This is a genomic window from Pseudomonas sp. Gutcm_11s (genome assembly GCF_028649395.1).
Lineage (GTDB): Bacteria > Pseudomonadota > Gammaproteobacteria > Pseudomonadales > Pseudomonadaceae > Aquipseudomonas.
The window spans coordinates 209,524-231,902 of the sequence record NZ_JAQSUW010000014.1; the positions used below are offsets into that span (position 1 = coordinate 209,524).

17 protein-coding genes and 1 pseudogene are annotated in these 22,379 nt (G+C 65.2%); 5 read left to right on the forward strand and 13 right to left on the reverse strand.

The window, feature by feature from the left end; translation table 11 throughout:
• Positions 1 to 142: 142 nt before the first annotated feature.
• Entirely contained in the window at positions 143 to 538 is a 396-nt protein-coding gene (locus PTT45_RS11975) for a RidA family protein (protein WP_273813517.1), read from the reverse strand.
• Between the two features lie 140 nt (positions 539 to 678).
• Between PTT45_RS11975 and PTT45_RS11980 the strand changes: the two genes are divergently transcribed.
• Complete coding sequence (locus tag PTT45_RS11980) at positions 679 to 1,635, forward strand: LysR substrate-binding domain-containing protein (RefSeq protein ID WP_273813518.1); 957 nt, start codon at positions 679 to 681, stop codon at positions 1,633 to 1,635.
• A 26-nt stretch (positions 1,636 to 1,661) separates the two neighbouring features.
• On the opposite strand, the gene PTT45_RS11985 is transcribed toward PTT45_RS11980, so the two are convergent.
• The 3 genes from PTT45_RS11985 to PTT45_RS11995 are packed head-to-tail and all read right to left on the reverse strand — an operon-like array spanning position 1,662 to position 7,394.
• Complete coding sequence (locus tag PTT45_RS11985) at positions 1,662 to 3,080, reverse strand: efflux transporter outer membrane subunit (RefSeq protein ID WP_273814237.1); 1,419 nt, start codon at positions 3,078 to 3,080, stop codon at positions 1,662 to 1,664.
• Positions 3,081 to 3,085: 5 nt separating this feature from the next.
• Entirely contained in the window at positions 3,086 to 6,217 is a 3,132-nt protein-coding gene (locus PTT45_RS11990; RefSeq protein WP_273813519.1) for a multidrug efflux RND transporter permease subunit, read from the reverse strand.
• A gap of 25 nt (positions 6,218 to 6,242) precedes the next feature.
• Positions 6,243 to 7,394, reverse strand: coding sequence for a MexC family multidrug efflux RND transporter periplasmic adaptor subunit (locus PTT45_RS11995; RefSeq protein ID WP_273813520.1), 1,152 nt, complete (start codon positions 7,392 to 7,394; stop codon positions 6,243 to 6,245).
• 183 nt (positions 7,395 to 7,577) lie between these two features.
• On the opposite strand from PTT45_RS11995, the gene PTT45_RS12000 reads away from it, so the two are divergent.
• Positions 7,578 to 8,135 (forward strand): TetR/AcrR family transcriptional regulator, encoded by a 558-nt coding sequence (locus PTT45_RS12000; protein ID WP_273813521.1) that lies wholly within the window; start codon positions 7,578 to 7,580, stop codon positions 8,133 to 8,135.
• Between the two features lie 418 nt (positions 8,136 to 8,553).
• Here PTT45_RS12000 and PTT45_RS12005 read toward each other — a convergent pair whose 3' ends face one another.
• Positions 8,554 to 9,501, reverse strand: a complete 948-nt coding sequence (locus tag PTT45_RS12005; protein WP_273813522.1) for a triacylglycerol lipase — start codon at positions 9,499 to 9,501, stop codon at positions 8,554 to 8,556.
• 285 nt (positions 9,502 to 9,786) lie between these two features.
• Between PTT45_RS12005 and PTT45_RS12010 the strand changes: the two genes are divergently transcribed.
• Positions 9,787 to 10,221 carry a YqaA family protein gene (locus PTT45_RS12010; RefSeq protein ID WP_273813523.1) on the forward strand — a complete coding sequence of 145 codons (435 nt, stop codon included), beginning with the start codon at positions 9,787 to 9,789 and terminating at the stop codon, positions 10,219 to 10,221.
• An 18-nt stretch (positions 10,222 to 10,239) separates the two neighbouring features.
• Here the strand turns inward: PTT45_RS12010 and PTT45_RS12015 are convergent, their stop codons facing one another.
• Positions 10,240 to 10,518, reverse strand: a complete 279-nt coding sequence (locus PTT45_RS12015; protein WP_273813524.1) for a peptidylprolyl isomerase — start codon at positions 10,516 to 10,518, stop codon at positions 10,240 to 10,242.
• A 135-nt stretch (positions 10,519 to 10,653) separates the two neighbouring features.
• Here PTT45_RS12015 and PTT45_RS12020 point away from each other — a divergent pair, with 135 nt between their 5' ends.
• On the forward strand, positions 10,654 to 11,859 hold the full coding sequence (locus PTT45_RS12020; RefSeq protein ID WP_273813525.1) for a PilT/PilU family type 4a pilus ATPase: 1,206 nt from the start codon (positions 10,654 to 10,656) through the stop codon (positions 11,857 to 11,859).
• A 58-nt stretch (positions 11,860 to 11,917) separates the two neighbouring features.
• Here the strand turns inward: PTT45_RS12020 and PTT45_RS12025 are convergent, their stop codons facing one another.
• Entirely contained in the window at positions 11,918 to 12,814 is an 897-nt protein-coding gene (locus PTT45_RS12025) for an alpha/beta hydrolase family protein (protein ID WP_273813526.1), read from the reverse strand.
• 388 nt (positions 12,815 to 13,202) lie between these two features.
• On the opposite strand from PTT45_RS12025, the gene PTT45_RS12030 reads away from it, so the two are divergent.
• On the forward strand, positions 13,203 to 14,081 hold the full coding sequence (locus tag PTT45_RS12030) for an AraC family transcriptional regulator (protein WP_273813527.1): 879 nt from the start codon (positions 13,203 to 13,205) through the stop codon (positions 14,079 to 14,081).
• A 14-nt stretch (positions 14,082 to 14,095) separates the two neighbouring features.
• On the opposite strand, the gene PTT45_RS12035 is transcribed toward PTT45_RS12030, so the two are convergent.
• From PTT45_RS12035 to PTT45_RS12060, 6 genes and pseudogenes are all read right to left on the reverse strand, one after another.
• The gene (locus tag PTT45_RS12035) at positions 14,096 to 16,051 is read right to left on the reverse strand and encodes an acetoacetate--CoA ligase (RefSeq protein ID WP_273813528.1); all 1,956 of its coding nucleotides are present in this window, start codon (positions 16,049 to 16,051) and stop codon (positions 14,096 to 14,098) included.
• 48 nt (positions 16,052 to 16,099) lie between these two features.
• Complete coding sequence (locus PTT45_RS12040) at positions 16,100 to 16,870, reverse strand: 3-hydroxybutyrate dehydrogenase (RefSeq protein WP_273813529.1); 771 nt, start codon at positions 16,868 to 16,870, stop codon at positions 16,100 to 16,102.
• Between the two features lie 69 nt (positions 16,871 to 16,939).
• Positions 16,940 to 18,331 (reverse strand): GntP family permease, encoded by a 1,392-nt coding sequence (locus PTT45_RS12045; RefSeq protein ID WP_273813530.1) that lies wholly within the window; start codon positions 18,329 to 18,331, stop codon positions 16,940 to 16,942.
• Between the two features lie 82 nt (positions 18,332 to 18,413).
• Entirely contained in the window at positions 18,414 to 19,670 is a 1,257-nt protein-coding gene (locus tag PTT45_RS12050; protein ID WP_273813531.1) for an OprD family porin, read from the reverse strand.
• 277 nt (positions 19,671 to 19,947) lie between these two features.
• Positions 19,948 to 21,388, reverse strand: a pseudogene (locus PTT45_RS12055) (sigma-54 interaction domain-containing protein); the annotation flags it as partial.
• A gap of 82 nt (positions 21,389 to 21,470) precedes the next feature.
• Positions 21,471 to 22,373: a hydroxymethylglutaryl-CoA lyase gene (locus PTT45_RS12060; protein WP_273813533.1), complete on the reverse strand. Its 903-nt coding sequence runs from the start codon at positions 22,371 to 22,373 to the stop codon at positions 21,471 to 21,473.
• Positions 22,374 to 22,379: the final 6 nt, after the last annotated feature.

A 22,379-nucleotide genomic window follows, 5' to 3' on the forward strand; every position in this document is an offset into this window, starting at 1 on the left:
CTCCAGGGTGGTGGGGCGTCCAATTGTACTGCACAAGGACCGGCAGTCTCGCTACGCATAGGTGTCATGGCACCGGTTGTCTATCGGTCAGAAGCGGCCGATGGCAATAACTCCGTCAGCCGCCAGGGGGGGTGAGCCGGATCTATTGCGGTAGCTTGGCGATCACCTTGATCTCGAAATCGAAGCCGGACAGCCACGTTACACCGATAGCTGTGACGGTCGGGTAAGGAGCTTCCCCCCAGTATTCTGCTGCTACCTCCCAGATGGTTTCGAACTTCGAGTCGGGATCGACCATGAAGATGGTCGTGTCGACCACATCATCGAAGCTACTGCCGGCCTCGGCCAAGATCGCATTGAGATTGGCAAAGGCCAGGCGCACCTGCGCGGCGAGGTCCGGCTCGGCCGAGCCATCCTTGCGGCTGCCCACCTGACCGGATACGAACAGGAAACCATTGGAGCGAATCGCCGGTGAATAGCGGTGAAGCTCATACAGGGCATGGCGGTCAGGCGGGAAAACAACATCACGTTTGCTGGTCATGGCACATCTCCAGTGGGGCCATCACGGCCCGCTGTTTACGATGGCTTCACTGTAGGAAGGTCGCTCACCTGGATAAACGAGCAACTCTGGTCATGACTGTTTGTAGAATCCAAATTATCCAGACCTGAGCGAGACGTGAAATGGATCGTTTCAACGCGATGCAGGCCTTTGCCCGAGTGGTGGAAACCGGCAGTTTCACCAAGGCGGCAGCCACTCTGAACATGAGCAAGACCAGCGTGACCCAGCTCGTCCAGCAGTTGGAGGCAAGGCTGCGCGTGCGCCTGCTGAACCGTACGACACGCAAGGTCAACGTCACCGCCGACGGCGCGGCCTATTACGAGCGCGTCGTCAGCCTGCTTGCCGATCTGGATGATGCCGAGACCAGCCTCTCCAGCGCATCGATGGCACCACGCGGGCGGCTGCGGGTAGATGTGCCCAGCCCATTGGCGCGCATGCTGTTGATACCGGCCTTGCCCGAGTTCTATGCGCGCTACCCGGAAATCCAGCTGACCATGGGAGTGAGCGACCGCATCGTCGACATCATCGGGGAGAATATCGACTGTGTGGTGCGTGGCGGCGAGATCACCGATCAGTCCCTGGTGGCCAGGCATGTGGGAGACCTGCAACTCGGCGTCTATGCCGCGCCTAGCTACCTGCAGCGTGCTGGACAACCAGCGCACCCTCGCGAGTTGGAAGAAGGTCGGCACAGTACCGTCGGCTATCTCTGGTTTCGTACAGGTAAGGCGCTTCCCTTCACGATGCTGCGCGGCGAAGAGCGCATCGAGGCTCAAGGGCGCTCGCCACTGACGGTCGACGACGGAAATGCCTACCTCGCCGCGGGCCTTGCCGGCCTGGGCGTGCTCTGGCTACCGCACTACATGGCCAAGCCGCACCTGGCCAGTGGCGAGCTGCTGCCGCTGTTCGAGGACTGGCACATGCCCCCAATGCCGATGTATCTGGCATTCCCACCGAATCGCCATGTCAGCGCCAAGCTGCGAGTATTCATCGACTGGGTAGTGGAGTTGATGGCCGAGCATGCACCCGTGACGACCCCAAGCGCTTTGCACCGTCCGCGAGCCGCGCATCGGGCAAGGTAGTTGCCCAATTCTTCCGTGCCGCAGCTTCAATCAACCATGGACTGCCTGTTGCCCCAACCACCGCCGAGGCTGCGGAATAGGTCCACCAGGGCGATCTGCCGCTGGGTGCTGGTCTCGATGTAGGCCGACTCGTTGACGAAGTTGCTGCGCTGCGCGTCGAGGTAGCGCAGGTGGCTGTCGACGCCGCCTTCGTAGCGTGCCTTGGCCAGCTGCAGCGTTTCGTTGGTGGTGTTGGCCAAGGCCCGGCGCGCGGCTTCTTCGCGGCGCAGGGTGTCGGTCGCCGCGAGGGCGTCGGCCACTTCGCGGAACGCCGTCTGGATGGCGCCTTCATAGGCGGCCACGGCGGAGTCCTTGCGCACCTTGGCCAGGTCGAGGTTGGCGCTGTTGCGGCCGGCATCGAAGATCGGCAGCGACAGGGTCGGCACGAAGCTCCACGAACGCGAGCCTCCGTCGAACAGCCCGGACATTTCCGCGCTGGACGTACCGAAGCTGCCGGTCAGGCTGATGCGCGGGAAGAACGCCGCGCGGGCCGCGCCGATGTCGGCGTTGCGCGCCTTGAGCACGTGCTCGGCGGCGAGGATGTCCGGGCGCCGCTCGATCAGCTCCGACGGCGTGCCGGGCGCGATGTCCTGGATTAGCATCGGCTGGTCCTGCGGTGCCTGCGGGATGCGCTTGGCCGCGTCGGATGTGCCGAGCAGCAGCACCAGAGCATTGAGCGCCTGCTGCTTCTGCCGCGCATTGTTTTCCAGCTCCGCACGGGACTGTTCGACCAGCCCCAGCGCTTCCTGATAGTCCAGCGCGGTGGCCGCGCCGGCGGTGCGCCGCTGGCTGATCAGGCTCAGCGAATCCTCGCGACTGGCCAGGGTCTGCTCGGTGAGCAGGTGGCGGCGCTGGGCGCCGTCGTAGGTGAGATAGGCCTGGCTAACCTCGGCGATCAGCGCGATGCGCGCACTGCGGGCGGCTTCCTCGGTGGAGAGGTACTGCTCCAGCGCGGCATCGGTCAGGCTCTTCACCCGGCCGAACAGGTCCAGCTCGTATTCGGGCAGCGCCAGTCCGACCTGGTAACTGCTGCTCACCGCCGAGCTGCCGCTGTTGGACAGGTCCGCCGGCAGGCGCTGGCGATTGCCGTTGGCGGCGCCGCTCAGACCAGGCACGCGGTCCGAGCGCTGGATGCGGTACTGCGCACGGGCCTGTTCGATGTCGAGCAGGGTTTGGCGCAGCGAGCGGTTGTTGTCCAGGGCGACGTTCACCAGCTCGCGCAGTTCGCTGTCGACGATGAAGCTCTGCCAGTCCAGGTTGCTGGCCGCGGCACCAGGCTGGGCGGCGGGGCCGCTCCAGTTCTGCGCCACGGGTGCTTCGGGGCGTTCATAGGTGGGCGCCATGGAGCAGCCGGCCAGGATCAGCGCCAGCAGCAGGGCGCTGGCGGCAAAGGCGGGTTTGCGCAGGGTGGTCATTGCGCGGCCTCCGTGGGTTGATGCGCAGGTTTGGGTTGGCGACGCAGCAGCGAGAGCAGCCAGACGAAGCAGATGGGCACGAAGATCACCCCCAGCAATGTGGCGCTGAGCATCCCGCCGATCACCCCGGTACCGATGGCGCGCTGACTGGCAGCGCCGGCTCCGCTGGCGATCACCAGCGGCACCACGCCGAGGATGAAGGCCATGGAGGTCATGATGATCGGGCGGAAGCGCAGGCGTGCGGCCTGGATGGCTGCGTCGCGCAGGCTGTGGCCTTGTTCCCAGAGCTCCTTGGCGAACTCGACGATGAGGATCGCGTTCTTCGCCGCCAGACCGATGATGGTGATCAGGCCGACCTTGAAGTACACGTCGTTGGGAAGCCCGGTAACCGTCACCGCGAGCACCGCGCCGAGGGCGCCGATGGGCACGATGAGCATCACCGACAGAGGGATCGCCCAGCTCTCGTAGAGCGCCACCAGCAGCAGGAACACCACCAGGATCGCCAGGGCGAACAGCTGGGTGGCTTGGCCGCTGGCGACCTTCTCCTGGTAAGAGAGGCCGGTCCACTCGTAGCCGATGCCGGCAGGCAGTTCGCCCACCAGGCGCTGCATCTCGGCCATCGCCTCGCCGGTGCTGACGCCGGGGGCAGCGTCGCCGGAGATGCGGATCGACGGGTAGCCGTTGTAGCGCGCCAGCTGCACCGGGCCTTCTTCCCAGCGGGTGCTGACGAAGGCGGACAGCGACACCAGCTCGCCGGCGCTGTTGGGCACGTAGAGCTTGAGCACGGCTTCCGGAGTCATCCGGTCGCCCTGTTCGGCCTGTACCACCACGCGTTGCTGGCGGCCGGCGTTGGCGAAGTCGTTGATCACCGAGGAGCCAAAAGCGGTGGACAGCGCGCTGCTGATGGACTCGAAGCTGACGCCCAGGGTGCGCGCCTTCTCGCGGTCGATCTCCAGGCGCAGCTGGGGCGCCTCGGCGAGGCCTTCCATCATGGCGTAGAGGATCTTCGGGTTGCCGTTGGCCTGGCCGAGCAACTGGTCGCGGGCCGCCAGCAGCGCATCGCGGCCGAGGCCGGCGCGGTCTTGCAGGCGCAGCGAGAAGCCGCCGGAGTTGCCCAGGCCGTCGATCGGCGGCGGGGTGACGGCCATGATCGCGCCGTCGCTGATGCCGGCGAAGCGCTCGTTGATTGCTGCGGTTTCCGCTTCGGCGGACTGCGATTTGTCGCGCACGGACCAGTCCTTGAGGGTCGGGAAGGCCAGCGCGGCGTTCTCGCCCATGCCGGAGAAGCTGAAGCCCATCACCAGGAAGGACGAGGCCACGGCCTCGCGGGACTTCAGGAACTGCTCCAGCTCCTGGCCGGTGACGTCGGCGCGCGCGCGGGTGGCGCCCGGCGGCAACTGGATGTCGACGATCATGTAGCCCTGGTCTTCCACCGGCACGAAGGATTCCGGCAGGCGCAGGTAGCTGTAGCCGAGCAGGGCGACGATGCCGGCGTAGATCAGCATGTAGCGCCCGGCGCGTTTCACCAGCGCTGTGTTCAGAAGGGTGTAACGCTCGGTCAGGCGGTTGAAGCCACGGTTGAAGGCGCCTAAGAAGCCGCGCTTCTCGTGGTGACCTTCCGGGATCGGCTTGAGCAGCGTCGCGCACAGCGCCGGGGTGAAGGTCAGGGCGAGGAAGCCGGAGAACAGGATCGACACCGCCAGCGACAGGGAGAACTGCTGGTAGATCACGCCGACCGAGCCGGCCATGAACGCCAGTGGCAGGAACACCGCCGACAGCACCAGAGTGATGCCGATGATCGCGCCGGACACCTGGCCCATCGCCTTGACCGTGGCGGCGGCCGGGGAGAGGCCTTCCTCGGCCATGATCCGCTCGACGTTCTCCACCACCACGATGGCGTCGTCCACCAGGATGCCGATGGCCAGCACCATGCCGAACATGGTCATCATGTTCACCGAGAAGCCCAGCAGGTACATCATCGTCAGCGTGCCGAGCAGGCACACCGGTACCACGATGGCCGGGATCAGAGTGTAGCGCACGTTCTGCAGGAACAGGAACATCACCAGGAACACCAGCACCATGGCTTCGATCAGGGTGTGGATGACCTTCTCGATGGCCACGTCGACGAAGCGCGAGGTGTCGTAGGGCACCGAGTACTCGACGTCGTCGGGGAAGTTCACCGACAGCTCGTCCAGGCGCTCCTTCACCAGTGCGGCGGTCTGCAGCGCGTTGGCGCCGGGGGAGAGCTGGATCGCGCCGGCCACGGTGGGCTTGCCGTCCAGGCGCGCGGTGAAGTTGTAGCTTTCGCTGCCCACTTCCAGGCGCGCGACGTCGGCCAGCTTGACGGTGGAACCGTCCGGATTGGCGCGCAGGACGATGCGGCCGAACTCCGCCGGGTCGTCCAGGGTGCCTTTCACGGCGAGGGTGCCGGTCAGCTCCTGCTCGCTGCTGCCGGGGGAGGCGCCGAAGCTGCCGGCCGGCACCTGCACGTTCTGCCCGCGAATGGCGTTGCCCACGTCATCGATGGACAGGCCGTAGCCAACCAGCTTCTGCGGGTCGATCCATACCCGCATGGCGGCTTCGGCGGAGAAGAACTGCAGCTTGCCGACGCCTTGTACGCGGCGCAGCTCGTTGTTGATGTTGCGCGCGGCGTAGTCGCCCAGGGCGGTGGTATCGGTGCGCGCGGAGCCTTCCTTGTAGTTGAGCGCGTAGATCAGCAGGAAGCCGGCGCTGGTCTGCTCGACCTCCAGCCCTTGCGTGAGCACGGCCTGGGGCATGCGTGCCTCGGCCTTCTTCAGGCGGTTCTGCACGTCGACCTGGGCCAGCTCCGGGTTGGTGCCGGGCTGGAAGGTGACCACCACTTCGGCCATGCCGTTGGAGTTGCTGGTGGACTCGAAGTAGAGCAGGCCCTTGGCGCCGTTGAGCTCCTCCTCGATCACGCTGGTGACCGAGTCCACCAGCACCTGCGCCGAGGCGCCGGGATAGGTAGCGGTGACAGTGATCTGCGGCGGCGCCACGCTGGGGTACTGGGCCACCGGCAGCAGCGGGATTGCCAGCAGCCCGGCCAGGGAAATGAACAGCGCCACCACCCACGCGAAGTTGGGGCGCTTGATGAAGAACAGTGACATAAGAAATTCCTCGCGGGCCTTCGCCTTACTGACGCGACGCCTGCTGTTGCTCCTGGGCGTGACGGGCTTCGACCTTGGCACCCGGCTGCAGGCCGGTGAGGCCGCCGACGATCACCTGGTCGCCGCTGACAAGGCCCTGGCTGATCTGCCAGCGCGAGCCCTGCATGGCGCCGGTCACTACCGGCCGGGTCTCGACACGGCTGTCGGCGCCGATCACCAGCACGTGGGCAGTGCCATCGGTGGCGCGCTGCACGGCGCGTTGCGGCACGAGAATGGCGTTGGCGTCGGTGCCTTGCGGGGCCGTCACGCGTACGTACATGCCCGGTAGCAGCAGGCCATCGGCGTTGTCGAACTTGCCACGCAGCGAGACCTGGCCGGTGCTGCGGTCCACCGAAATGTCGGTGAACAGCAATTCGCCCTTGCGCTCGTATTGAGTGCCTTCGACACGCAGGCTAAGGGCCTGGCTCTGGTCGGCAGCGAGGTTGCCGCTCTTCAACGCTTCACGCAGGCGCAGGGCGTCGGCCACCGGCTGGGTGAAGTCGGCGTAGATCGGGTCGAGCTGCTGGATGCGCGCCATCAGCGTGGCGTCGCCCTGGCCGACCAGTGCGCCTTCGGTGACCAGTGCGCGGCCGATACGGCCGGAAATCGGTGCCTTGACCGAGGCATAGCCCAGGTTCAGTCGTGCGGTTTCCAGATCGGCCTGGGCCGAGCGTACCGAGGCCTGGGCGCTGCGCAGGTCGGCGGTGGCGGTGTCGAAGTCCTGCTGGCTGACCGCTTCGATCTTCACCAGCGGCTCGTAGCGCTTCATCCGAGCCTGGGCTTCCTGCTGCGCGGCCTGGGTACGCGCCAGTTCACCTTCGGCACGCGACACGGCGGCCTTGAGCGGAGCCGGGTCGATCTGGAAGAGCAACTGTCCGGCCTTCACGTCGGCGCCTTCCTCGAAGCGCTTCTGCACCACGATGCCCGCTACCCGCGCCTGCACTTCGGCAACGCGCATCGGCTCGATACGCCCCGGCAACTCCGAGGTCAGGGTGAGGGGCTCGGTCGTGACCGCCACCACATCCACCGGGCGCGCCATCTCCGCGGCCGCCTGCGGCTCGCCGGATTGACCGCAACCCGCCAGTGCCAGCGCTGCTATCAACGCGCTGATTGTTCCTACTGCACGCAACCTGCCCATGTTTCACCCGGGGTCTGACTTTCTAGAGGTTGCGTATGATCTTTCCGAAGTTAATATGAGTCAATATTGACTCATATGGTTCTTGTGTGAGCAAAGATATTGTTTTCTTTGTCGGGTTGGGACTTTTTTTGCACAATGCGCCCAGCTCACAATCCCATTAACCCACCGACCTGAGGCCTGCTGATGTCCATGACTGCCCATGATGAAAAACTCCTCAAGGCGCTTGCCGCCGCCATCGTCGACCGCCCACGGGCGACGCTGAAGGAGTTGGCAGAAGCGGCAGGGGTGAGCAAGGCGACGTTGCACCGCTTCTGCGGCACGCGCGACAACCTGGTGGAAATGCTCATGAGTTACGGCGAGCGTGTGCTCAACCAGGTCGTCAGCAATTGCGAGCTGGAAAGCGCCGAGCCGCTGACGGCGCTGCGCAAGCTGATCCAGGAGCACCTGACGCACCGCGAGGTGCTGGTCTTCCTGATGTTCCAGTACAGCCCCGACAGCCTCGATCCATGTGTGGATGGCCGCTGGCAGTCCTACAGCGATGCCCTGGACGCCTTCTTCCTCCGTGGCCAGCAATCCGGCGTGCTGCGCATCGACGTCACGGCAGCGGTGTTCACCGAGCTCTTCCTCTCGATGATCTACGGCATCGTCGATGCCGAGCGCCGTGGCCGTGCGGCCAGCTCCAGTTCGGCGGCCGTGCTGGAGCAGATGTTCCTCAATGGCGCTGCAGCAGCGCCGCGCTAATCGATGCAGGGATGGGAGTCGCCAGCTGCCGCTGGCGGGCGTTACAAGTGGCCGCTACCGGCCATGCCGATCAAGCCCCCGAAGCGTTAACTCGCGGTTGTGGGAGTTGGCGAGAGAGCGGGCAGTGGGCCAGCCGGTTAGTTGCTAGCTCGTCTACGCCCCACATCTGTATGCAGCCTAAAAAACAGACAAAGTAAGAAAGGTATCGAGAGTAGCGGGCTGTAGACTATTTTCCACAGTCTTATCCACAAAATATGTGGAAAATCATGCACTTGACAGCGTTTCAAAAGTGTTTAGCGAGGCTCTTGAGTATGCCGGACTTCGTTGTATATAGCCCTGACATTTCCCACGCATCTGCATCCGGCAGGAGAGCGCTGCGAGGTGGATAACCGGGGCCTTGTGGGCCCCGGCTGTTGGCTCAGAGGCCGGCCAACTTCAGACGGTTGGCCTGCTGGCGGTAGACGGTGACCGGGCTGGTCTCGAACAGATGGCCCATGCCGAGGAACTGATTGATCTCGTCCAGGTGGTTCATCTTGTAGTTGTCGCGGATGACCATGCCCATGTGCGAACTGCAGCGCTCGACGAAGCCGTCGTTGGCCACGCCCTTGGCGAATGCCTGGGAGGCGATGGTGGTGATCAGGTCCATCGGGTCCAGCACGTTGGTCACCGGCGAGGTACCGCTCCAGGAGTAGTAGTTGATGCCGTTTACCTTGTAGGCGCCTTCGCCGCAGGCGGTGGTGGGAATGCCCTGGGGGAACTTGGTGTTGAACACCGCCGCGCCCTGACTGTTCAACGAGACCAGTGCGCCGAGCGAGTTCTGCGGGGTCTGGCTGGTGCTGCCGGAGATGAAGTGGATGACGCTGCCGATGGCGTTGACCAGGCCGGCAACGATGGTTTCGCCGGCTGAGCCCTCGGGGATCTGGCGGATCAGGTCGGCCACCGCCGAACCCTTGTGCGGGGCGCCGACGCTGGTGACCGAGGCAACCAAGTCGGGGCGCACGGCGGCCACGTAGCGCACGGTCGGGCCGCCATGGCTGTGGCCGACCAGATTGACCTTGGGCTTGCCGGAGATGGCGACGATTTCCTCGACCTCCTTGATCAGGTCTTCGCCACGCGCTTCCGAGGTGCCCATCTGCACGACTTCGGTGGTGTAGACGCTGGCACCGTCTTCGCTCAGGGCCGACGGAATGCCGTACCAGTAGTCGATGCCGAGCATGCTGTCCCAACCGAGCATGCCGTGGGCGAGCACGATGGGGTACTTGGTCTTGGTGTAGCCGGTGGAGCCGAACAGCCCGGCCTGGGCGGTGCCGGACAACAGCAGCGAACTGCCGATGCAGAAGGCGAGAAGCGTTTTCTTGTTGTTCATTTATGGGATCTCGAAGCGGTGTCGGGTCTTCCCTGGCCGCTATACAGGCGATCCGTCGCCGGTAACTTCAGCGCACGGGTGTTCGCAGAATCCATGCCATGAATGAGTGACTATTCGGTCACTGCTCTAGCTGGCACATCCGTTCCAGATTGGCTGGAGGCCGCGCCGTTCCTGGTTGTTACGCATGGCCCCAGGATTCGGGCGGGTGTTACCCAGTTGCGAATGTTTCGCTTCTACGGGGAGGTCGGCTATAAGGTCTGCCGATTCCTTCCGTGTGAGGCGGTCTTGCTCGATCTCTCGGTTTACCTCGGCCTGTTTCTCTCCGCCTTCGGCGCCGCCAGCCTACTGCCCCTGCAGTCGGAGGCGGTGCTGGTCGGGCTGTTGCTGAATGGCGGGCAACCGGCTGCTGCACTGCTGGCAGTGGCCTGCGTCGGCAACGTGCTGGGTTCGGTGCTGAATGCGGCGCTGGGCCGGGGGCTGGAGCGCTACCGCGAGCGCCGCTGGTTTCCGGTGAGCCCGGCGCGACTGGAGCAGGCCAAGGCGAGTTATCGGCGCTATGGGCGCTGGTCGCTGCTGCTGAGCTGGCTGCCGGTCATCGGTGATCCGCTGACCCTGGTCGCCGGGGTGATGCGCGAGCCCTGGTGGAGCTTCCTGCTGCTGGTCAGCCTGGCCAAGACGGCGCGCTATCTGGTGCTGGCCGCCATCACCCTTGGCTGGTGAGGCGCGCGGCCGGCCGCATCACTCGCGGTAGAACACCTGGATCAGGTGGTAGCCGAACTGGGTCTTCACCGGTCCGTGCACTTCGCGCAGTGCCTTCTTGAAGATCACCTGGTCCACGGCGCGGACCATCTGCCCGGGGCGTACCTCGCCCAGGTCGCCACCTTTCTTGCCGGAGGGGCAGGTGGAATGTTTCCTGGCCAGTACGTCGAAGGCCTCGCCGGCGGCGATGCGCTTCTTCAGCGCAGCCGCTTCGGCTTCGGTCTTCACCAGGATGTGTCGGGCCATGGCCTTGGGCATGACGGGTTCCTCATTTTGCGAGGGCGCTATTGTGCCAGCATTCTTTGCGCCATCAGAATGGCGTCATTTTTCAGGCTAATGATCCTGGGAAAGCTGACCTATTTTGATATCTCCACCCAGATGGACGCGCGCACGATGGACCTCACTCAGATGCTGAAGATCCTGGCCAGCCAGGACGGTTCCGACCTCTACCTGTCCACCGGTGCGCCGCCCTGCGCCAAGTTCAACGGCGTGCTCAAGCCGCTGAGCCAGGAGCCGCTCAAGCCGGGCGACGTGGCGGCCATCGCGGCAGGGGTGATGGATGAGTTGCAGCGTGCCGATTTCGACAAAGAGCTGGAGATGAACCTGGCCATCTCGGTGCCCAACGTCGGCCGCTTCCGCATCAACATCTTCAAGCAGCGCAACGAGGTTTCCATCGTCGCGCGCAACATCAAGATGGAGATTCCCAAGTTCGAGGACCTCAAGCTGCCCGAGGTGCTGCTCAAGACCATCATGGAGAAGCGCGGCCTGGTGCTGTTCGTCGGTGGTACCGGCTCGGGCAAGTCCACCTCGCTGGCGGCGCTGATCGATTACCGCAACCGCAACAGTGGCGGCCACATCATCACCATCGAGGACCCGGTGGAGTACGTGCATCGGCACAAGAAATCGATCATCAACCAGCGCGAAGTCGGCGTGGATACCCGTAGCTTCCACGCTGCCCTGAAGAACACCCTGCGCCAGGCGCCGGACGTGATCCTGATCGGCGAGATCCGCGACCGCGAGACCATGGAGCATGCTCTGGCCTTTGCCGACACCGGCCACCTGGCCATCTCCACCCTGCACGCCAACAACGCCAACCAGGCGCTGGACCGCATCATCAACTTCTTCCCCGAGGAGCGCCGCCCGCAGCTGCTCAATGACCTGGGTAACAACCTGCGCGCCTTTGTCTCCCAACGCCTGGTCAAGACCACCGACGGCAAGCGCCGCGCCGCCGTGGAGGTGATGCTGGGCACGCCGACCATACGCGACCTGATCAAGCGCAACGAGTTTTCCGAGCTCAAGGAGATCATGGAGAAGTCCAGGAACCTCGGCATGCAGACCTTCGACCAGGCGCTGATCGAGCTGGTACACGAGGGTGCCATCGAGGAGGAGGAGGCGCTGAAGAACGCCGACTCGGCCAACAACGTGCGTCTCAAGCTCAAGCTGTACAAGGACAACCCGGCTGCGCCGCAGGCCGCCGTGCAGGCACCGGAGCCGGTGGCCGCTCCCGCTGCTGCGCCCGCCAACTGGGCGATGGAGCTGACGCTGGAGGATATCGAGGAAGAGGCTCCGCCGGAGGACCCGGGACGCCAGGGCATCTGATGGCCGTGGGGCAATAAAAAAGGGCAGACCTGGGGCTGCCCTTTTTCATGGGCGCGGATCAGTAAGGGCAGTTCTGGCGGTAGTCGGAGATGGCCAGGTCGCTCTCGTGGTTCGGGCCGCAAAGGAACTGGCTGTAGCGGCTGTCGAAGTCGATGAAACGCTTCATCCAGGCGATGCCGTACATGCCCAGCATGCTCTGGTTCGGGTAGCCGGAGTTGGCGCAGAAGTGCGAGCCGCCGTAGATCTCGAGGAACGCCTTGGGCGTGGAATTGGGGATCTGGTTGTAGAACGGCGAGGCATGCTGGGCCACGGGCGCCACGGTGTCGGCGCTGCAGGCCAGGATCAGCGCTGGCGTCTTGATCCCGCTGAAGGCGCTGGAGCCCAGGTACCAGGGTGCCTGCGGGATGATGGCGTTGATCGAGCGCTGGGTGGACAGCTTGAGCGAACCGCCACCGCCCATGGACCAGCCGATGGCGCCCAGGCGGGTGCTGTCGACCTTGTTGTAAATCGGGCTGGACGAGCTGTTGCTCTGTGCGATCAGGTAGTCCAGCGCCTCGCTGAGCTGGCTGGCGCGGCTATCCGGCTGGTCGTAGATGGTCTCGGTATTCATGGTCATCACCACGAAGCCGTGGGAGGCGAGGCGCGGGCCCCACCAATCGATGCTGTTCTCGTAGGACAGATAGCCGGGGATGACGGCGATGGCGCCCATTTTTCCGGTGGTGTTGGTCGGGTAGTACACAGTGCTGTCGCCGAAGCCCTTGAGGAAGCCGGACACCGAGAACTTGGCGGTGGTGAAGGGGCCGCTGGAGGCCTTCAGCGCGGTAGCCGTCGGCGCCGGACCTCGGGTGCAATTGCTGCACGGCGCGGATGGGCCGGGGGCGGAAAAGGCATAAGTGCTCGCCAATAGCGTGGCGACCATCACTATTGCCTTGGCAGTCGTTACTTTGATTCCCATGTCATTACCTCGTTGGTTTTTGTTGTTTCGTCATGACGATTGGTGGGTGGGTTGGTTTAAACCGCGGCTGGAAACTAACAACGAGGTAAGTGAGCAACAACAATGAAGTCGTCTCAGTTCATACAAGAAATGGAATAGCGCTTGCTGTTTGTCGGTTTTCGGCTGCGTGCAGCGAATTTACTGGCCTTGCGCCATTGTCACTTTCGCCAACTTGTAGTTCCTGAGTATGAATGCGAAGTGGCTTGTCGCTCTTTCTGCTGCATTGAATGAGTTATCAGGTATTGGTCATTGTTTGAGTGGTGCTGCTGTTGACATAGGTTGGTAATAAAACAAACTTGCTTATTTAGGTTGGGTCACATGTTTCTACTCGTTAAAAGAGCACTTTCGAATGCCTGCCGAGCGAAACTCATCTCCTGCGCTGGTCTATGTGTGTAACCGGCGCTACCTGTATCTGGGCCGTAACCGCCTGCTCATCCGCGATCTGCACTCGGGAGCGGCGGCGTTGCTCGTTTGCCTGGAGGGCGAGGTGAGATTTCGCACGCCCGGCCACGAGCAATGGCTCGCCAGCACAAACGTACTGATTCCGGCTGGCAGCCGGATCGCCATCGACAATCGCGATGCGGTGCTGGCGGCCTGCTACCTGGATGCGGGGAGGCCCGATTTCGCGCTGCTGCGCCGGCAGATGGCGGCGACGTGCCAGGGCATCCACTACCACCACCGGCAGGGCGACTACCTGACGCAGGAGCTGATCCGTCTACGCGACGAGGCGCCGGATTTCGCCGAAGCCCAGCGGCGGGTCGAACAGGTGCTCTATCGCGGCGCCTGCATGCCGCTGCCGGAGGTCGACCCGCGGGTGACCCAGGTGGTCGAGCGGCTGCGCAGCAGCGCCGCGCTGAACATCTCGGTCGGTGCGTTGGCGGCGGAGGTGGGGCTGTCCGAGTCGGGGCTGATCAAGCTGTTCGCCCTGCAGGTGGGCGTGCCGCTGCGCCGGCACCGGCTCTGGTATCGCCTGATCGACTTCGTCAGGCTCACCCTGGCCGGCATGCCCGGCCACGAGGCGATCAAGGTCGCAGGGTTCAGCGATGCCGCGCACCTGTCACGCTGCTACAGCGGGTTCTTCGGGGTCAATCATTCCTACGCCTTCTCGCCCAGGACCCACGTTCGCTACGTGGTGCCCGACGAGGCCGTTTGCCGGCCGCTGAGCGGCGACGTGGCAAGCCTGGCGGGAGAACCAGGCTTGCATACGGGCTGCGTTCACTTTCCTTAGCCAGATGCGGAGCGTCAGCCGCGCAGCTCTTCGAGGTCGCGATACAGCTCCAGCGCCTGCGGGTTGGCCAGGGCGTCGGTGTTTTTCACCGGCTTGCCGTGCACCACGTTGCGCACCGCCAGCTCGACGATCTTGCCGCTGATGGTGCGTGGGATGTCGGCCACGGCGATGACCTTGGCCGGCACGTGGCGCGGGGTGGTGTTGGCGCGGATCACCTGGCAGATGCGCTGCTTGAGTTCGTCGCTCAGGACCACGCCGTCGCGCAGGCGCACGAACAGCACCACGCGCACGTCGCCGTCCCAGTCCTGGCCGATGGCGATGGATTCCAGCACCTCCTCGACCTTTTCCACCTGGCGGTAGATCTCGGCGGTGCCGATGCGTACGCCGCCGGGGTTGAGCACGGCGTCGGAGCGGCCGTGGATCACCAGGCCGCCGTGTTCGGTCTCCTCGGCGTAGTCGCCGTGGGCCCAGATGCCGGGGAAGGTGTCGAAGTAGGCGCTGCGGAATTTCTCGCCATCGGCGTCGTTCCAGAAGCCCACCGGCATCGAGGTGAAGTGCTTGGCGCAGACCAGCTCACCTTTTTCGCAGATCACCGGTTTGCCGGCGTCGTCCCATACCTGCACGTCCATGCCCAGGCCCTTGCACTGCAGCTCGCCGCGCCACACCGGCAGCACTGGGTTGCCGAGGGCGAAGCAGGAGACGATGTCGGTACCGCCGGAGATGGAGGACAGGCAGACATCGGCTTTGATATCGCGGTAGACGTACTCGAAGCTCTCGTGGGCCAGCGGCGAGCCGGTCGAGAGGATGGCCTTCAGGCGGCTCAGCTTGTGAGTCTCGCGCGGCTTGGCGCCAGCCTTTTCCAGGGCGGCGATGAACTTGGCGCTGGTGCCGAAGATGCTGATGTTCTCGGCGTCGATCAGATCGATCAGGCGTTCGGCACCGGGGTGGAACGGCGAGCCGTCGAACAGCACCAGGGTGGCGCCCAGGGCCAGGCCGGAGACCAGCCAGTTCCACATCATCCAGCCGCAGGTGGTGTAGTAGAACAGGGTGTCGTCGGCATGCAGGTCGGCGTGCAGGCCGAGCTCCTTGACGTGCTGCAGCAGGGTGCCGCCGGCGCCGTGGACGATGCACTTGGGCACGCCGGTGGTGCCGCTGGAGTAGAGGATGTACAGCGGTTGCTCGAAGGCGACCTGCGTGAACTGCGGCTCGCCGCCGGCCTGGTAGAAGTCCGCCCACGGCGCCACGGGCGCGACCGTCTTGAAGTCGCTCGGCTGGGGCTCGGAGTTGGAGTAGGGCACTACCACCAGTTGCTGCAGGGTCGGCAGGCGCTCAAGTATCTCGTTGAGCTTGCCGGTCAGGTCGAGGTTCTTGCCGGCATAGCGGTAGCCGGCGGCGGCGATCAGCACCTTGGGCTCGATCTGGCCGAAGCGGTCGATCACGCCCTGGGTGCCGAAGTCCGGCGAGCAGCTCGACCAGGTGGCGCCGAGGCTGGCGGTGGCGAGCATGCCGACCAGGGTCTGCCAGGTGTTGGGCATGAAGGCGGCAACGCGGTCGCCAACACCCACGCCGGCGGCCTGCAGGCTGCGTTGCAGGCCGGCGACATGGGCGGCCAGCTCGGCGTAGCTGAGTTGCTCGCGCGAGCCGTCTTCACCAATGGCAACCAGCGCCGGGTGGTTGTCGCGACGACGCAGCAGATGTTCAGCGAAGTTCAGGGTGGCGCCGGGGAACCAGTGGGCGCTGGGCATGGCCGCGCCTTCGCGCAATACGGCCTCGGGCTGGGCGGTGAAGCGCACCTCGAAGAAGTCGACGATGGCCTGCCAGAAGGCTTCGCGCTTATCCACGCTCCAGGCATGCAGCGCCGGGTAGTCGGCCAGTTGCAGGCCGTGGCGCTGGTTGACGAAGTGGCGGAAGGCATCCATGCGGGTGGCGGCGATGCGTTCGGCGGAGGGGGTCCAGAGCGGTGCGGTCATCGGGTCGATCCTGAACTTCTTGTTGTGTGTCGATTGTAGGGTAAGCACTTACTGGGCGAGCCAGCCACCGTCCATATTCCAGGCGGCGCCACGTACCTGTTCGGCGGCGTCGCTGCAGAGGAACAGTGCCAGTGCGCCGAGCTGTTCGGGGGTGACGAATTCCAGCGATGGCTGCTTCTCGGCCAGCAGGTCGTGGCGCGCCTGGTCGAGGCCGCCGGCCGCGGCGGTGCGGTCGTCAATCTGCTTCTGTACCAGCGGGGTCAGCACCCAGCCGGGGCAGATGGCGTTGCAGGTGATGGCGCTGGTGGCCGTCTCCAGCGCCACGCTCTTGGTCAGGCCGACCAGGCCGTGCTTGGCCGCCACGTAGGCGCTCTTGCCGGCCGACGCCGCCAGGCCGTGGGCCGAGGCGATATTGATGATGCGCCCCCAGTTGCGCGCACGCATGCCCGGCAGCGCCAGGCGCGTGGTGTGGAAGGCGGAGCTGAGGTTGATGGCGATGATCGCGTCCCAGCGCTCCGCCGGGAATTCCTCCACCGGCGCCACATGCTGGATGCCGGCGTTGTTGACCAGGATGTCGATGCCGCCGAACTCGGCCTCGGTGGCGCGGATCAGCGCCTCGATCTCCTCCGGCTTGCTCATGTCCGCCGGATGGTGAGCGGCCTTGCCGCCGTGGGCGCGCACCGCCGCCAGGGCGGCCGCGCTGTCGCCGAAGCCGTTGAGCATCAGGTTGGCGCCGGCCTCGGCCAGCTTGAGGGCGATGCCCAGACCGATGCCGCTGGTGGAGCCGGTGACCAGTGCGGTCTTGCCTTGCAGATTCATGCAGTTCTCCTGTTGCGTGGCCGCCGGAGCGGCCAGGGCCATGCGGGCGATGTGCGCCCGCACGGTCGATTACACGATGCCGGTGGCGTAGAAAACGCCAATGACAACGAACACCGCCAGGGTCTTGATCAGGGTAATACCGAAGATGTCCTTGTACGCCTCGCGGTGGGTCAGGCCGGTGACTGCCAGCAGGGTGATCACCGCGCCGTTGTGCGGCAGGGTGTCCATGCCGCCGGAGGCCATCGAGGCCACGCGGTGCAGCACTTCCAGCGGAATGTTGGCGGCGTTGGCAGCCTGGATGAAGGTATCGGACATGGCAGCCAGGGCGATGCTCATGCCGCCCGATGCCGAGCCGGTGATGCCGGCCAGCAGGGTGACGGTGACCGCCTCGTTGACCAGCGGGTTGGGGATGTTCTTCAGTGCATCGGCCAGCACCAGGAAGCCGGGCAGGGAGGCGATCACCGCACCGAAGCCGTATTCCGAGGCGGTATTCATCGACGCCAGCAATGCGCCGCCGACCGCGGTCTTGGTGCCTTCGGCCAGCTTGGCCTTGATCGCGCGGAAGCCGCAGATCAGCACCAGCAGAATGCCCAGCAGCAGCGACGCCTGCACGGCCCAGATGCCGGTCAGCTTGGCCACTTCACTGGTCACCGGTTGCGCCATGCCGGCCAGCTGCAGGCTGTGGGTCTTGCCGTACAGCTCGGGAATCCAGCGGGTGAACAGCAGGTTGGCCACGCCGACCAGGATCAGCGGCGACAGTGCCAGCCAGGGGTTGGGCAGGGCGATGTCCTCGGCGGTTTCCGGCTCGTTGCGCAGCTCGGTGCCGTAGCCCTCGCCATTGCGCTTGGCCTTGTTCAGCTGGCGACGCAGGTAGAGCATGCCGACGCTGAACACGAACAGGGTGCCGATCACGCCCAGCCACGGCGCCGCCCAGGAGGTGGTACCGAAGAAGGTGGTGGGGATGATGTTCTGGATCTGCGGGGTGCCGGGCAGGGCGTCCATGGTGAAGCTGAACGCGCCGAGGGCGATGGTGGCCGGGATCAGGCGCTTGGGGATGTCGCTCTGGCGGAACATCTCGGCGGCGAACGGATACACGGCGAACACCACCACGAACAGCGACACGCCGCCATAGGTGAGCAGGGCGCATACCAGCACGATCACCAGCATGGCCTGGCTGGTGCCGAGCAGGCGGATGGCGGCCGCGACGATGGAACGCGAGAAGCCCGACAGCTCGATCAGCTTGCCGAACACGGCGCCGAGCAGGAATACCGGGAAGTACAGCTTGATGAAGCCGACCATCTTCTCCATGAACACGCCGGTGAAGGCGGGCGCCACGGCGGACGGATCGGTGAGCAGCACGGCGCCGAGGGCGGCGATGGGGGCGAAGAGGATGACGCTGTAGCCGCGATAGGCGGCCAGCATCAGCAGGGCAAGGGCCGCGAGGGCGATGATCACGCTCATGGAGCTGTCTCCTGAGCTGCGGCGTGCGGGGCACGCGCAGCGATATTGTTGTTGTGAGCCAGGTTGCCGATGGTTCGTTCGCTTACCAGAGCGGCAGCACGTAGCTGAGGATCAGGCGGTTCTCGTCCAGGTCATTGCCGAAGTTGCTGGAGCGCAGCGTGGCGTTACGCCATTTGATGCCGAAGTTCTTCAGCGGGCCGTCCTGGAACACGTAGGCGATATCGGTGTTGCGTTCCCATTCCTTGCCCTCCGCTTTGCCGGCGCCCAGCTCGATGTTGTCACCGGACAGGTAGCGGGTCATGAAGGTCAGGCCGGGGATGCCCACGGCGGCGAAGTTGTAGTCGTAACGCGCCTGCCAGGAGCGCTCCTCGGCGTTGGCGAAGTCGCCGATCTGCACGAAGTTGACCAGGAAGGCGTCGGTGCCGCCGATGTAGGCGAAGCCGGTGTCGCCGCTCATGCGCTGGTAGCCGAGGCCGAAGGCGTGGCCGCCGAGGCCGTAGGTGAACATGGCGCCGAGCGCGCGGTTGTCGACGTTGCTGCGGCCGTCGTCGTCGGAGCGGGCGAAGCGCAGGTCACTCTTCAGCGACTGGCCTTCGCCGAGCGGCAGCAGGTGGGTCAGGTTGACGATGTGCTGGTCGTAGAGCTTGTCCAGCTTGGCGTAGCTGTAGCCGGTGGTGAGCTGGTCGTTCCACTTGTAACTGGCGCCGGCGAAGTCGAAGCGATCACTGTCGCCGCTGGCGACGATGCCGCGGGCACTGCCGCTGGTGACGGTCATGTCCTCGCTGTCGGAGGAGTCGCGTTGGCTGACCTGGCGCAGCTGGCCGGCATCGATGGTCAGGCCGGCGATGTCGGTGGAGTTCAGGTGCGCGCCGCGGAAGGTCTGCGGCTGCAGGCGCGAGTCGTTGGCCAGCACGGTGGGCAGTTTGGGCAGCAGGGTGCCGACCTTGAGCACGCTGGCACCGGCCTTGAGCTTGGCGGTCAGGCCCAGCTCGCCGTATTCGTCCTGGGCGCCGTCGACCTTCTCCTTGTCGCGCGGCAGCAGGCCGGAGCCGGCGTGATCGGGGCTGGAGTCGAGCTTGACGCCGAGCATGCCGAGGGCGTCCACGCCGAAGCCGACGGTGCCTTCGGTGTAGCCGGACTCGTAGCGCAGGAGGAAGCCTTGGGCCCATTCGTCCTGCTTGGACTGGGCGGCGCCGTCCTGGCGGAAGTCGCGATTGAAGTAGAAGTTGCGCAGTTCCAGGCTGGCTTTGCCATCTTCGAGGAAGGCGGCCTGGCTGGGCAGGCAGGTACCGCCGAGGGCGGCGAGGGCAACGGCATGGCTGAGCGAGAGTTTGCTCACGGAGTATCTCCTGGCGCGGCGCCGTGGCGAACGAGGACGGTGCAGGATCGTCCCTGGAGCGAAGTTCGCACTACGTGCAGCGATATTGTTGTTATTGGGGCTGCGGACTGGCCGCGCAGGACCTATAGCCAGTTCTGTGCCAATAACGTAGGAGATTGATTTGTAAGGATTTATTTGGTTTTTCGGGTGATCAATAAACGGTGTTTGTCTCTCAATTGAGACGATCGGCGCCGAGTTTCTCGCCGGGCCCCAGCAAAATCCGTCTGTAGCGCTGAATCTCTGATTGGAGACTTGTCTCCAAATCAAGACGATAGCCCCAGGGCGACCATCTTCTTGTACAGCGTCGAACGGCCCAGCCCCAGGCGTTTGGCGGCCTCCGGAACGCTGCCAGCGTGCTCGGCCAGGGTCTGCTGGATCAATTGGCGTTCGTAGGCTTCGCGGGCGGCATAGAAGCCGCCCTCGGTCGAAACGAGGGTGAGCGGCGAGGCTGCCGGCGTGGCGGGCAACGGCACGAAGCGGCCGATGGCCGTGCGCAGCGCTGCCGCGCCCAGGCGCGCCTCGTCACCGAGCAGAGCCGCGCGCTCCAGCACGTTGCGCAGTTCGCGGATATTGCCCGGCCAGGCATGGCTGGCCAGCAGGGCCTGGGCCTCGTTATCCAGCTCATGGTGGCCGGGCAACTCATCGAGGATCGCCTCGCACAGCGCCGGCAGGTCGTCCAGGCGCTCGCGCAGCGGCGGCAGCTGGATCGGCAGGACGCTGAGGCGGTAATACAGGTCGGCGCGGAAGCGACCTTCCTGCACCGCGGCCTCCAGATCCAGCGAAGTGGCGGCGATCAGGCGCACGTCGCTGCGGCGCACCTCGTTGGAGCCGACCGGCTCGAATTCCTTCTCCTGCAACACGCGCAGCAGCTTGCTCTGCAGGGCCAGCGGCATGTCGCCGATCTCGTCGAGGAACAGGGTGCCGCCCTGGGCGATCTGCAGCTTGCCGGGGCGGCCCTTGCGATCGGCGCCGGTGAAGGCGCCGGGCGCGGTGCCGAAGAACTCGGCCTCCAGCAGGGTCTCCGGGATGGCTGCGCAGTTGACGCTGACGAAGGGCTTGTGGGCCCGCGGCGAGGCGCTGTGGATGGCGTGGGCCAGCAGCTCCTTGCCGGTGCCGGTCTCGCCGAGCAGCAGCACTGGCGACTCGCTGGCCGCGCCACGCCGGGCACGGCGCTTGACCTCCAGGCTGGCGGCGCTGGCGCCGATGAAGTGGGCGAAGCTGTACTTGGCCTGGCGCGCCTGCAGCAGCGAACGGGTCGAGGCCAGCTCTTCCTGGATCTGCATGAAGCGGGTCACCAGCGGCGCCAGGTTGCGCAGCTGGTCGAACAGGGCGAAGCCGATGGCGCCGATCACCGCGCCGGCATCGTCGTGCACCGGCAGGCGCATTACCACCAGCGGGCCGCCGGGTGTGTCGAGCATGTCCAGCAGGATAGGTTCGCCGGTCTCCACCACCTGGCGCAGCAGGCTGGTGGGGATGACTTTCTCCACTTCCTGGCCGACGGCCTGGCTGGCGTCGGCCAGGCCATAGCGACGGGCGTAGCGCTCGTTCATCCAGACGATGCGCGCGTCCTTGTCGACGATCACCGTGCCCTCGCTGGACTGCTCGACGATCTCGAATAGCGAGCGGATCGCCAGCAGGCGCACGTGCTGGTAGTCGCGCAGGGTGGAGGCGTCTTTCATCGGCAGTCTCGCTAGGGGGAAGAGGCCGAGCTTAGCGGGGCTCAGCCATCGGGCAATCTGACCTTGGTCGCAGCGCCTGCGTTCAGCGGGCGGCCAGACGGGCGCGGGCGACGCGCGAGCCGTTGGGCTTGTCGAGCACCTGGCAGATGCGCGCGCCGGCGTCGATCAGCTTGTCCATGTCGATGCCGGTATGGATGCCCAGGCCCTGCAGCAGGTAGAGCACGTCCTCGGTGGCGACGTTGCCGGTGGCGCCCTTGGCATAGGGGCAGCCGCCCAGGCCGGCGACCGAACTGTCGAACACGGCGATGCCTTCCTGCAGGCTGGCGTAGATATTGGCCAGGGCCTGGCCGTAGGTGTCGTGGAAGTGCCCCGCCAGCTTGTCGCGCGGGATATCGCGGCCGACCACCTCGAACATGTGGCGGGTCTTGCCGGCGGTGCCGGTGCCGATGGTGTCGCCGAGGGACACTTCGTAGCAGCCCATGGCGAACAGCTCGCGGGCCACGGCCGCGACCTGCTCGGGCGCCACTTCGCCCTCATAGGGGCAGCCGAGTACGCAGGAGACATAGCCGCGCACGCTGATGCCGTGGGCCTTGGCCGCTTCCATCACCGGGATGAAGCGCTCCAGGCTCTCGGCGATGGAGCAGTTGATGTTCTTCTGCGAGAAGGCTTCGGAGGCGGCGGCAAATACCGCTACTTCCTTGACCCCGGCTTCGACGGCGGCCTCGAAGCCCTTGAAGTTGGGGGTGAGGGCGCCGTAGACCACGCCCGGTTTCTGCTGGATACCGGCGAAGACTTCGGCGCTGCCGGCCATCTGCGGTACCCACTTGGGCGAGACGAAGCTGCCCACCTCGATGTAGCCCAGGCCGGCGGCGCTCAGATCATCGGTCAGACGCACCTTGTCGGCCACGCTGATCGGCTGTTTCTCGTTCTGCAGGCCGTCGCGCGGGCCGACTTCGACCAGGCGCACGTGTTGCGGCAGGTTCATCGTGTT

What these genes read in the sequence shown, in the direction of transcription:
- PTT45_RS12015 (WP_273813524.1), bottom strand. Translation starts at nt 10,518, where the DNA reads ATGCCCAAGGCCATGGCCCGACACATCCTGGTGAAGACCGAAGCCGAA.
- PTT45_RS11975 (WP_273813517.1), bottom strand. Translation starts at nt 538, where the DNA reads ATGACCAGCAAACGTGATGTTGTTTTCCCGCCTGACCGCCATGCCCTG.
- PTT45_RS12035 (WP_273813528.1), bottom strand. Translation starts at nt 16,051, where the DNA reads ATGACCGCACCGCTCTGGACCCCCTCCGCCGAACGCATCGCCGCCACC.
- PTT45_RS12000 (WP_273813521.1), top strand. Translation starts at nt 7,578, where the DNA reads ATGTCCATGACTGCCCATGATGAAAAACTCCTCAAGGCGCTTGCCGCC.
- PTT45_RS12020 (WP_273813525.1), top strand. Translation starts at nt 10,654, where the DNA reads ATGGACCTCACTCAGATGCTGAAGATCCTGGCCAGCCAGGACGGTTCC.
- PTT45_RS11990 (WP_273813519.1), bottom strand. Translation starts at nt 6,217, where the DNA reads ATGTCACTGTTCTTCATCAAGCGCCCCAACTTCGCGTGGGTGGTGGCG.
- PTT45_RS12060 (WP_273813533.1), bottom strand. Translation starts at nt 22,373, where the DNA reads ATGAACCTGCCGCAACACGTGCGCCTGGTCGAAGTCGGCCCGCGCGAC.
- PTT45_RS12045 (WP_273813530.1), bottom strand. Translation starts at nt 18,331, where the DNA reads ATGAGCGTGATCATCGCCCTCGCGGCCCTTGCCCTGCTGATGCTGGCC.
- PTT45_RS12040 (WP_273813529.1), bottom strand. Translation starts at nt 16,870, where the DNA reads ATGAATCTGCAAGGCAAGACCGCACTGGTCACCGGCTCCACCAGCGGC.
- PTT45_RS12030 (WP_273813527.1), top strand. Translation starts at nt 13,203, where the DNA reads ATGCCTGCCGAGCGAAACTCATCTCCTGCGCTGGTCTATGTGTGTAAC.
- PTT45_RS12005 (WP_273813522.1), bottom strand. Translation starts at nt 9,501, where the DNA reads ATGAACAACAAGAAAACGCTTCTCGCCTTCTGCATCGGCAGTTCGCTG.
- PTT45_RS11980 (WP_273813518.1), top strand. Translation starts at nt 679, where the DNA reads ATGGATCGTTTCAACGCGATGCAGGCCTTTGCCCGAGTGGTGGAAACC.
- PTT45_RS11995 (WP_273813520.1), bottom strand. Translation starts at nt 7,394, where the DNA reads ATGGGCAGGTTGCGTGCAGTAGGAACAATCAGCGCGTTGATAGCAGCG.
- PTT45_RS12025 (WP_273813526.1), bottom strand. Translation starts at nt 12,814, where the DNA reads ATGGGAATCAAAGTAACGACTGCCAAGGCAATAGTGATGGTCGCCACG.